The following is an 11329-nucleotide window of genomic DNA, read 5'->3' as shown; positions in this document are numbered from 1 at the left end:
AAAAACATGTAGCAGTTGTGAAAATGTGAAAAATATGTCATTGTCTGAGCGAGTCTATTCTTGTATATGCGGTGTAAATCTCGATAGAGATTATAACGCAGCTATCAATATCAAAAATGAAGCAATACGCCTATTGGCGTTAGCATGGATAGCAATAAAATAACCCTTGGAACAAGGGAGTTAGCTCGGCTATCTTAGGACGAATTCGTTAGCTACCAAAAGTAACGACTAACCGAGAAGCCCCCACTTCAAACAGTCCGTTAGGACGTTAAGTGGCGGGTAGTTCACCATTCACTTAAGATAAATCTTAAGATTAGTAATAATAAAGCAGTACCATACCATCGCAGCATTCATTATTACTAATTTATACGCGTTATGAACACTGTTAAATAAAACATATCATATTAATGAACTGAATTCCTTATGAACGCACAGCGTTCACGTTTTGCAAATCGTTAAACTAACGTTTCGAAAGCGTTCATTTTCTTCCTACTGTATTAAACATCTTGCGCCTCAAACAGCCTGTAAGGATGTTTGGAGACGCAAGATCACTAAATAAAAAGACACTCCATTTCTTATTTGTTAGGTGGCTATTCTCGTAATTCATACACTTTATAAATAAAACACTTCGTTCTTATGATTTAAACTTGTGTTAATACCTTTATCATAATGTGTATAAGAATGAAACTCTCATGAACATCTATAACACGGCTAAAATTAGGGGATTTCTTGAAATACGCCCTTGGAAGATTATGCTTTGCTTCTTGCAAGTTGATCCCTGTTTAAAGAATTTAATACAATATATTTTTACTTCATTTAGTTGAAATTGTTGTTATAACATTTAGTACTAGTTATAACAACAATTTATTATATTATAAGTATTAAATAGTATATAGACTAACAATATATATATTGTTTTTATTATTTAAAAGGACCAAAACATCATATGAATAATTATCTTATTTATTCATATGCCTGTTAGGAGTAACGCTCTTTAAACAACCCCTAACGTTGTATTTAAGGGATTAGTCGGTGAAATAACGGATAGCGTTCACGTGAAAATAAACACTAAAATAACACTTTGATAACGTTTAAATTCTCCGAGAATCCCAATACCTTAAAATATCCACTTAACCTTTGTAGATTATAGTTAGGATTAATAATTTAAATTTATAACGTCTTCGATTTGGTAACATCATTTAAAAGCATAGTTGCTTAATAGTAGCATTCTCAAAATTATTGCATGAATTTTATCGATCTCTGACAAAGAACTACTTCCTCAAAAATGTGAAAGTGGAAGGTGTATGCCGATTGACTTAAGCCAAAATGCTTGGCTTGTTATCATATAATTGTAGATATTGCTTTTTATGAATTCTTAAGATAGGATGTTGGTTGCATAAAACTCATTCCAATTGTAAACTATCATCCCATGCTTGACGAAATTGTGAAAAACAGGATAAAGCAGGAATCTCATATATTAAATAGATCGCAGTATTGTTAAGAGGTCACAGTTTCACATTAATAGTATTCTCATATTAAATACATTCTATACAAAAAATAGTTAGTAGTGTTAAAAATATTTTCCGAGGGTTTCATGGCCGTTTTTATAACGCTCATGAAGCCCTCAATCTGTGATAATAACTTTCGTTACACTCATAAATCCCATTATAAATTTTTTCTATTTCTTTATAATTATATTTTGACACTCCCACGGCTAAAGCCACAAGCTGACAAACGTCAGTGGGATTCTTGCTACCAAAGGCGAAGTCTATTTCTAGTATCGCTGACGTGCAAGATTGCGGTGTGCCATCACCACTCCGTATCCAGTGCATATAGCAGATACGGCACTCATTCTATTACCAAACGAGTCAGATTGTGAGTTCTCAAATGTGTTTTAGCGTCTTGTACTTGACGACTCAATACATTTTACAGAGTAGAAGAATTTGTTACTCCAACCTCATATGTATTCTGTTTTCAGAGAACAAGATTGTTTTAGAGACTTTTATTTGTACATCGCATTTGACCTCATTTTCATCCCACCCCTAAAGTGGGTGCTATCGCACCGTAGTGAGCTTTCCCATTCGGAAAATCTGTAAAGCTAGAAATGAATTGATTTATTTTTTTAGTTAATTCTTAAAACCTCTAAAATAAGTGCCTAAAGCATGTGATTAGATACAACTATAACTTTCTCCTCATCAAATTTTGCCTTGGGCTCCAACGTTATTGAAAATTACATCTAAGGTACATCATGAATTATTGCCTTCTTTAGACTACATATGCCAGTTCAAAGTATCATTCGTTCTTCTGAAAAGAATACGTTTTGTTTTTGTTAGCTAGTTTCTACTGTTCGAACAAATTTAGCTTTTTTATAAATAAAAAAACTTCTTTAATTCCTAATCCCACATCATTCTCAACAGAAGTACCAATTTTCATTAATTCTTTTATGTATCATCTAACAGTCGTACTAAGTCATAGGCTTTGCAAACAGCGTTCCACTATAGCTTATAGATATTTTTGTTTGATCACCTATTATAACCATATTCCTATTCGTTTGTTTCTTGTGTAGAATTTTATTTTGTTTGGACTAGAGTCATTTACTTCAAAAAACATATGCTTATATCCATCGCACTTCTCTCCGGACTAAGATCGCTATTTTGAATCTTCTTATATAAAAAAAGAAAATTCTTTTAAATTACAATCATACTATCTCTTGGCCAAAGTTTCTGCTCTATCCATCAAAAACATCGAATTAATTAATATATAAATATGCAACTAAAAATTGATTCAAGAAGGCCCCATTGCAAAATAACAACGCCTAAATAACACTTCTAAAACGTTCATATAATAAAACTATTGTGTTTAATGTAACTTAAGAAACTTAAATATATAATCCGAAAAAATATAAGATTTGGTTAAAAAATTTGGTGTTTTACCATAAAAATTTAGAGTTAATTTCAAAAATAAAACAAGAGCACTAAAGGTTATTCATTATCTATTTAAATATCTTACTTTTAAACTTTAAGCCAGCATTCCTGTGATTCTCCGTGAACGCTATGCGTTCACGGAGAATCACTTACTACATTCCTACTATAAACAGTAAAAGTATGCAAACCGATCAACACCCTAGATATATATCCAATCCCAAATCATATTATATTAGTTGCTTCAGAAAGAAGTTTTATTTTTCAAAGTATGTTACCAATGGACCTCCAAAAAAACACCTTTTCAACATAGCTTCATATTGCCACTATGATCTAAGTATGTATGTAGAGACTACTTTGATATCTATGTGGTTTTTTATATAGAAATACTTCAATTGAAATTCTTTACAGCCTATGCAAACTACTTTTTTTATTATTGAGCTCGAAAAATAAATTTATAGGTTTTATCATTACCTAAACCATTTTCTCTTTAAAACCACCTTTAAATGTTGCTATTACAATGTTTAACGCTTTAAAAACGCCTAGTGTTCATCTGCTAAGTTCGCCAGATAAACACCATAATAACGTTTGTTTAGCAAATATATATGAATCTGTAATTAATCCTGTTCAATTTTTATATTCAAATCAAATTCCATAGATTCTCTATTCTTTTAAAGGAGTGCTGCAGATACAAATAGAACATATACAACAAAATACATATTGTAACTTGATATGTAGAGGGTTAATTTGCATACTACTTTTTTAGTCTTTTAGTTATAGTTATCATCAAAATAGCCAAAAACAAACTTATATAATAAAGATCTCAGTTTAAAACCGTCTTTCAATGCGTTACTACACCAAAAAACATCTAATCTTCCAATCTCATTTCTTTTATCAGCTATTTGTTTATAAAAAACATTGAAATCGTTGATATAAAGGGGTTTAACGCATTAATAACGCCTAGCGTTCACATAATATCAAACACCGAAATAACACCTTTATAACGTTTATTCGGCTAACCATTTTAACTATTCAAGTATGTATAAGTCATATTCGTAATTAATCTTATTTGCTTTCTAATTTTCTTCCTCCTGATTAAAATGTATACCTCATTCCACTAGATATCCCTTGGATTCCCAAAATATATCATCAATAGTCTATCCGTAAACCATAGAAACAACATGATATTTTAAAAGGTATCTTCGACAAACGTATTCCTCCTACCAATAATACCTTTTATATTTTATAGATATTCAAAAGATATCTAATGAATATCTAAAAATACAAAAGATCAGAAATATCCCGAAATAATCCTACACATCTCGATTTATTATCTATTTTATATTTATTTTATATTTTAATTATATTTTTTATTCATAAACCTTATAAAACCCTTGTTGTTAAAGGTTTTATAGGTTATAATATATTTATTAGATATAAATTAGAAATAAACTTTATAGAGGTGATGTATAATGGCAAGTTTAAAAGGCAAAACTCTTCATATAGACATAGAAGGTGATATTGGGAACGATTCATTTAAAGGTTACATCAATGGTGAATACATAAAAATGAAAAATGTATATCAAAGTGTTTACTCAATGCCTAATGTTACTGAGACAAACATCCAAAAAAACGTAGTTAATTTAGTAGATAATATGTTCGTGAATATTGCTAGTAAATCAATTCGAAGATCCGGAATGTATTTCATTGGTAATCGAGCGATGTTAACAGGGAAAAATCCTAAAAACATGAACATTAAAGTAGGTCAAAAATACAATGATGATTTGCCTCTAATTAATATGCTAGGATTAATTGCAAACAAATCAGTTCAACTTGAATGGGAACGCACAGAAGAACTACCACAATCAATCAATGTGACTGTCGACCTTATTTCAGCTATCCCAGCAAGCCAATGGACACCCGTAAACGCTAAACATTTAGAACAGCGTTTTACTAATTCAAATCATGTTGTAGTGGTTTATGTAGGAGAAGAGCAGGTAACGGTTAGCTTAACATTTAATAGTGCAAACATTACACAAGAGGGTGTTCCTCCGTTATTTGCAATTCTTGAAGGGGAAGAGGAGATGTTTACTGATTTCACTAAACTATATGCAAAAAAACTTGAAATCAAAAAAATTGACGGCTCTTTCTTTAAAAACAAAAAGATTCTACATTCTGATATTGGGGATGGAACAACTGAGTATATCTATACAGTTGGCGTGAACCCAGTAATTGATGCTTGTAGCGGTGAAAGACGTGGTGTCGGTCATGCTACAGAAGAAGCTGTAAAATTATTAAATCAAGAACGTGGCACAAACATTAAACGCCAACAATTCTCTCAAATTCTTCAAGATATAGATCATAAATACCATGAAGAGGCAACAACCCACTTTAATATTACAAAAGTGGAACAAGCTGAACTAATCCTAGAAGATACAGATGAAAAATATGTAAACAATACAGCCAGTGAAGCTGAAGTTTTATGTGTGTATGGTGGGGGAAGTATTACTTTTAAAGATGAATTATATAATCAATTATTAGAGTATTGTGAGCGAGTTGGAATGTACTTATTGTGGATTCCAGAGAAATACGCTGTAGATATGAATGCTAAGGGGATGCAAATTATCAAGAAAATTCTTTCTCGAAAAAAGGTGAAATAGTATGTCCGACAAAAAAAGAGAATCCTTCTTCTGGAACCTCAAGAAGATTGAGAATGAAGAATTCTTTAAATGGTTCGAGTCACAAAGCAATATAGCCGATTCTTTGTATAAACTTGTTTGCTATTTTATTGATAAACACGGTTTACAAGACGTGGCTGATTATAAGATACAGCAACAAATGCAAAAAGAAATTTTACTTCAAGATAAAGACTTTTTAAATGATGTTAAGCGTATACTTTTAAATAATTCAAACCTTACTATTCAAAAAGAAAGCCAAGCAAATGAAGAAGAGGTAGCTGATTCAAATAGAATAATCTCATCTAATGAAAAGAATTCTACTTCTAAAGATACACATATAGAAAATGAATCAACAACTGAAAAAGCAGTACTAAAAGATGAATATGAAGATCTGGATACGGCCAATTTATTTGGTAACTAGCGTTATTACTCCATGATAAAAAAGAGTCCCTATTTTAGGGACTCTTTTTATCATGGAGTTAAGCTTTTTCTACATCTTATCGATAATAATTTGTCTTTTATACCACTGATTTAATTTATCTTTAGCCGTGCCTGAAAGGCGTTTTGTTTTCTTATTATAAAACCTAGAAAGGGTAGGTTGTGATATACCTATTTCTTTTGAAAGTTCTCGCATTGTAATATTTTTATTCATATGGAAGAATGATATTTTTTCTCTAATTGAATTTTCATAATCATCAACATCTAAAGTGTTATTTTCTATTTTCACTGGAGAATCTTCTTGTATGATCTCTACTGTTTTTTTCTTCGCTATTTTTTCTATTGAATTCATTAATTCTTTCGGCGGTAAAATTATTATACCTAACTGAGCATAATAGTTCTTAAACCAATTCTTCTTTGTTAACATTTCCTCTTTTAAATCTTCACTGTACTCCCAATGTGATATTACCTTTTCCTTCTCTAAATCAATAAGAACATTTTCTAACTGTTCACGGATACGATTTGGCTTTTGATTTTGATTTATACCCATGACAGCCAGTAATCCCTTATCTCCTCCTATAGAGTAAGGCCTTTTTAAACTAGAGAACATTTGACGAATTCTCCACTGCCAAGTTAAATAACGAATCAACCTCTTATGATATTTATGTCTATAACTATTATATTCTAACGCTTTTTTTGATAATAGTGCCGTTGTACTACTAGAACCATATAAATAACTTGATAAGAAGCTCCCTGGCTTAATCCTGCAAGATTCTATCCCCATATATTCGTTAGTGTTAGTATCTCTCCAGAGTACCACAGAATCTAATACAAAAAGCCTCTTAATAACTTCTCGCTTTACTTCATAATGTTTACCTGCTTCAGCTCGATCATTTAATACAACTACCTCATTATCATCATTTAAATAGATAAAAATACTTGCTAAGGCAGCAATACGTTTAGCAACCTTTATTTTATCTTCTGCTCGATAATATTCTGTGTTATTTGCCTTTGCCTTAGGTATGCTACACATTTCTAATACCTGATTATATGAAAAGTCTATGAATTCATCAGGGGACTTTGCCTCATTTAACCATTGGATAGTAATTGCATCTAGACAGTCAGCAGTTAAATCATCCATATTACTCATTACACCATCAACCAATGTATTCCAACGAGCAGCTTCTTCAATATTTATTAATCTTAAATCTTCATCCTTATGTGAAGAAAGTTGTGCAACTCCACTACTATCTTTCGTTTCAATTGGATAAGATTTCAACTTTGTATTTTCATCTTCTTCAAATTGATTCTTTGCTATACCATCTCTTAATTTATAATAAACCGCAGAATTATTTACTTCATAATAATTCTCGTGCTCTAAACCTGTATTAGATTCCTTTGGTTGCTGCAAGGTTTCATTGTTAGCTCTTGAAAACTCTTGCTCCACAAATAATCCTATCGCCACATCAATTTCAATTTGGTAAGCTTCTATGTTGGTGAATATTTCCAAAGAGGAGATTCCCTTTTTTTGTTGCTGTTCAAGCCACTGTACAAGCATCGAAAATGATGGGGAAAAATAGTCCGAAGTTACGATCCTACTAGTATCTTCTTTAACTTCTAAGTAATAAGCATTCCATTTATACCACAATTGTTCATTATGTTTATAGATAGGTGCTGATATTACTAATGCATCTTTAAACAATTGTAGAACATTATCCATATATATCCTTCTCCTTATTTAATTTACAATTGAGAATGATTTAAACTTAAATCTATATAGCCTTATGATGTTCCTATTCATGAAAATAAAAAAGAATACAGTAAGTTCTAGCCAACCATCCCTTAGTGATAATCTAGCACGTATGCTTATAACCACTTCTTTTACTGATTATACAAGACTGTATCCATTTGGAAAAGGCAAGATGTTATAAGAAACCTAATATTTTTCAAGGAATTAGCTGAAACATGAAATTCTTTTGCGATATCATGTCCCTTTTGATTAAACATGAAAAAGCTAGGTTATTCATGTTTTAAAATTGCCCTTGTATATATGGTAATACTCATTAAAGTTTGCATACAAAGTGAAAATTTATAGCGGTATCATGTCCCTTTTGACTAAAACATGAAAAAATCCAGTCGTACATGTTTCATGAAATTAAACTATATATTTTTTTCATAATCTTTTCTACCCTTGATACAAAAGGGTTTCTTCTATATTCAAGGTATGAAACAAGAAAATTTATAGCGGTATCATGTCCCTTTCGTGTTTCATAAATCCTCCTAAACCCCTTATATACCATACATTTATACAACATCTCCTCAAATTTCAGGGAATTATAGAACATGAAAATTTATAGCGGTATCATGTCCCTTTCTATCTGAAAAGATGAATCAACCCTAGCGGTATCGCGTCCCTTTTATAGATAACAAATTTCATATAAATCCCTTTAACATCAATGTTTACTAACGATTTTCATGTGAATTGTAATAAATAGAAATATGAAAATCCACAGCCCTATCATGTCCCTTATGTTTTTATGAAAATAAGCTTCCAATCCTATTAGAACAACGTTTATTAGCAGTTTATAACTCATTTCCTTGTTTATTTAGAACATGAAAATTCATAGTGATATCATGTCCATAAAAAAAATAGAACAAACCCCGAAACCCCTTGATATGAAAGGGATTAACGTACATTTCATTTTTTCATGTTTGCTCTTAAAGGGACCCATTTCGTCAAATTTTGATTTGCTATAATTAAAATCGGTATATTTTATATTGTACGGATATGTATATTTTAATTTGTATAGGAGGTGAAAAAGATGAGCAAATCATTTGTTATTCGTAATCAACGTAGTCTAAATGGACAATCTACTAATGCAGTTATAGTTACATTAAAATCTTGGCAAGCACTTGTTGATGCATTGGAAGGAAAATACTATAGCTATAAAGATACATACCTTGAAGATATTATTAATCAAATGTCGTATGAAGAACGTATTGCGGATATCGATGGATTTGTCGCACAAGCAAAGCCATCTTTTTCACGTCATACTATTTCAAAGACAATGGGAAGAAAACATAAATTGTATGGTATTACAAATGCAGATCTTGAAGTATTTCTTTACCTACATAAAAAATGCTATACGAATGGTATTATTCCAAACGTAACAGTACATATGCTTTGGGAAGACTATAAGCAATACAAAGAAGAATTGGCATGTATACAGCATTCTCAATTCTATATTGCATTAAAAAAATTAAGCCTACATAACATTATTACGATAGAAAATGAATTAGATAGTCGATACACAATTAAAATAACTCATTTTATGAATGAAGAAACAGAAAAAGCAAATCCTTATGTTTACATTAGTCCTGTAGTCTTTACAAAGGCTTTCTTTGAACTTTCAGTAGCATCTAAGAAGCTATTCTTAGATATTGCTATGCAACAGCATAGAGAAACTACATTAAAACGTTCTTTAGACAAACAGGATGAAAGAGGTAATAAGACTCACTTTGGTGGGATGTACCGCTTTCTACATAAGAAGTATCCACATCAAATTCGTGCAGTTATGAAAGAACTAACGACTGTATTGCCTTGTACAGGAACTCCACTATTCAAAATCTGTAAACTACAAAAAGGGGTTCAAAACAAGAAAAAATACACGACTTTATTTTTATCTATTCATTCAGACTTCTTATGTGGAAAAGAATCAGGCGAACTACAGTATCGTGATCCTTTTACTCCAAAGGTTACGTATGCCCGTAAAGCCCGATTTATTGAATCTACACTACAAGAAATGCATATTGGGGAATTTACACGAGACATGAATAAATTTATTCATGTACTTAAAAATACCTGTCATCGACAAATCCGTAGTGTAATACATAGTTTGCGTGACATGATTGATCGCACTGAAAAATATCCAAGTAAGTTAGTATATACACTGAAAAAATTATTGAATCAAACATCACAGTATCATATTCTTGATACCGCAGCTAAAGAAGGGGTTTATCCTCTTATTACACAGCACGTACCAGCAAAACAAAAAGAACAAGCTATATTTGATTTCGGATTGCATTTCTCTATGTACTCTCGCCGAAGCATCAAGAAGCTGTTCCGTAAAACATTTGAGTTATTAAAGAACAAATTTGCCGTACCTGTTACAGAGGAATCTTACCATCGTAATTATCTAAGATATCAAGAAGAAACATTATTTAGAAAATACGCTTATGAACAAGGTGCAAATCTAAATGCTTATATGGCTTTAGAAATAGAAATGCGTGAACTTCTAAAAATAAAAGGACATAAGGAACGCTTTATTCCTAGCGATGTACGTGAATTGTTCATTGAAAAGATAGATAAATTACCAAAAGAAAAGCTAAGGGTAATTGAAGTACCTGGTAGCATAAATTTAATTACCTTTATACGTGCCTTGGAACAGCTGATACGTACTGGAATTCAAGTAACATCAACTGAACAGGTATTAAAAGTAATGGAAGAAATGTAATCATTTTCAGCTCTCTATATTTGAAAAAAAATCAAAGTAGAGGGCTATTCGTGTTGACTCTATCATTCAAAGTCTTTCTATTAGATACATTTATATACTTTTCTAAAAGATTCTATTGAAAATAGAGTCTTTTTTTATGCACTTCTATACAATAAAAGTTATTCATCATTCTTAATTTCCACAATAGTAACTTGAAAAGGTATCCAATACCTATATAAATAGAGATTTTACTCTACATAAAATCATAAGAAAAATTAAATTTTTAGTGGATATGTTTATAAAAAGTATCATTTGTGAATAAAAATATCATACTATTGTTGCTATATAAGGGTTCTATAAGTAAATCTACTAAAATTCATCAAGTTTTATGTGATTAAATATGAATAACTGAATTAAGTGGATTAAATTATGATCATTGTGTATAGATTGTGTACAAATAACTACAAATTGGGGACAACTATCGAGAATATCTTCTTATTTACGGATGAATAAATATACTTATCAGTGAATTATTTTTCTTCATTTTTTATGTAGGAATGGTGGTATTATTTTATGATTTTATGTAGAAAGGATGGTACAACAAAGTCTATTTTTACACTCCCATTACATACCATTTATGATTTTTTACAGTAGGACATGTTAAAAACATTGTCATAGCAAGCTTTATTCTATATTTTATGAACCTATATAAGTTTTATCTTTATATTTTTAATATATATAAGATATATATTTATATAAGATTTTAAGAAAAGGGGGAATAATTCAGATAGGATGGGGA

At 30.7% G+C, this 11329-nt stretch carries 5 protein-coding genes; 4 read left to right on the top strand and 1 reads right to left on the bottom strand.

From position 1 onward, the window contains the following. The 3 genes from DN400_RS23050 to DN400_RS23040 all read left to right on the top strand — a co-directional run. Positions 1–163, top strand: a 163-nt coding sequence (locus DN400_RS23050; RefSeq protein ID WP_147801951.1) for a zinc ribbon domain-containing protein, incomplete at its 5' end; no start/stop codon positions are given. A 4230-nt stretch (positions 164–4393) separates the two neighbouring features. Further along, entirely contained in the window at positions 4394–5581 is a 1188-nt protein-coding gene (locus DN400_RS23045) for a ParM/StbA family protein (protein ID WP_000157615.1), read from the top strand. A 1-nt stretch (position 5582) separates the two neighbouring features. Beyond that, positions 5583–6020, top strand: coding sequence for a hypothetical protein (locus DN400_RS23040; protein WP_001280894.1), 438 nt, complete (start codon positions 5583–5585; stop codon positions 6018–6020). A 69-nt stretch (positions 6021–6089) separates the two neighbouring features. Here the strand turns inward: DN400_RS23040 and DN400_RS23035 are convergent, their stop codons facing one another. Beyond that, positions 6090–7757 carry a helix-turn-helix domain-containing protein gene (locus DN400_RS23035; protein ID WP_000370963.1) on the bottom strand — a complete coding sequence of 556 codons (1668 nt, stop codon included), beginning with the start codon at positions 7755–7757 and terminating at the stop codon, positions 6090–6092. A gap of 1102 nt (positions 7758–8859) precedes the next feature. On the opposite strand from DN400_RS23035, the gene DN400_RS23030 reads away from it, so the two are divergent. Beyond that, a complete protein-coding gene (locus DN400_RS23030) occupies positions 8860–10551 on the top strand; it encodes a hypothetical protein (protein WP_098236986.1) in 1692 nt (563 codons plus the stop codon). Positions 10552–11329 lie beyond the last annotated feature (778 nt).

Source organism: Bacillus sp. AR8-1 (assembly GCF_008042345.1).
GTDB classification, from domain to species: domain Bacteria; phylum Bacillota; class Bacilli; order Bacillales; family Bacillaceae_G; genus Bacillus_A; species Bacillus_A cereus.
This window is presented reverse-complemented; position numbering and strand designations above follow the sequence as displayed.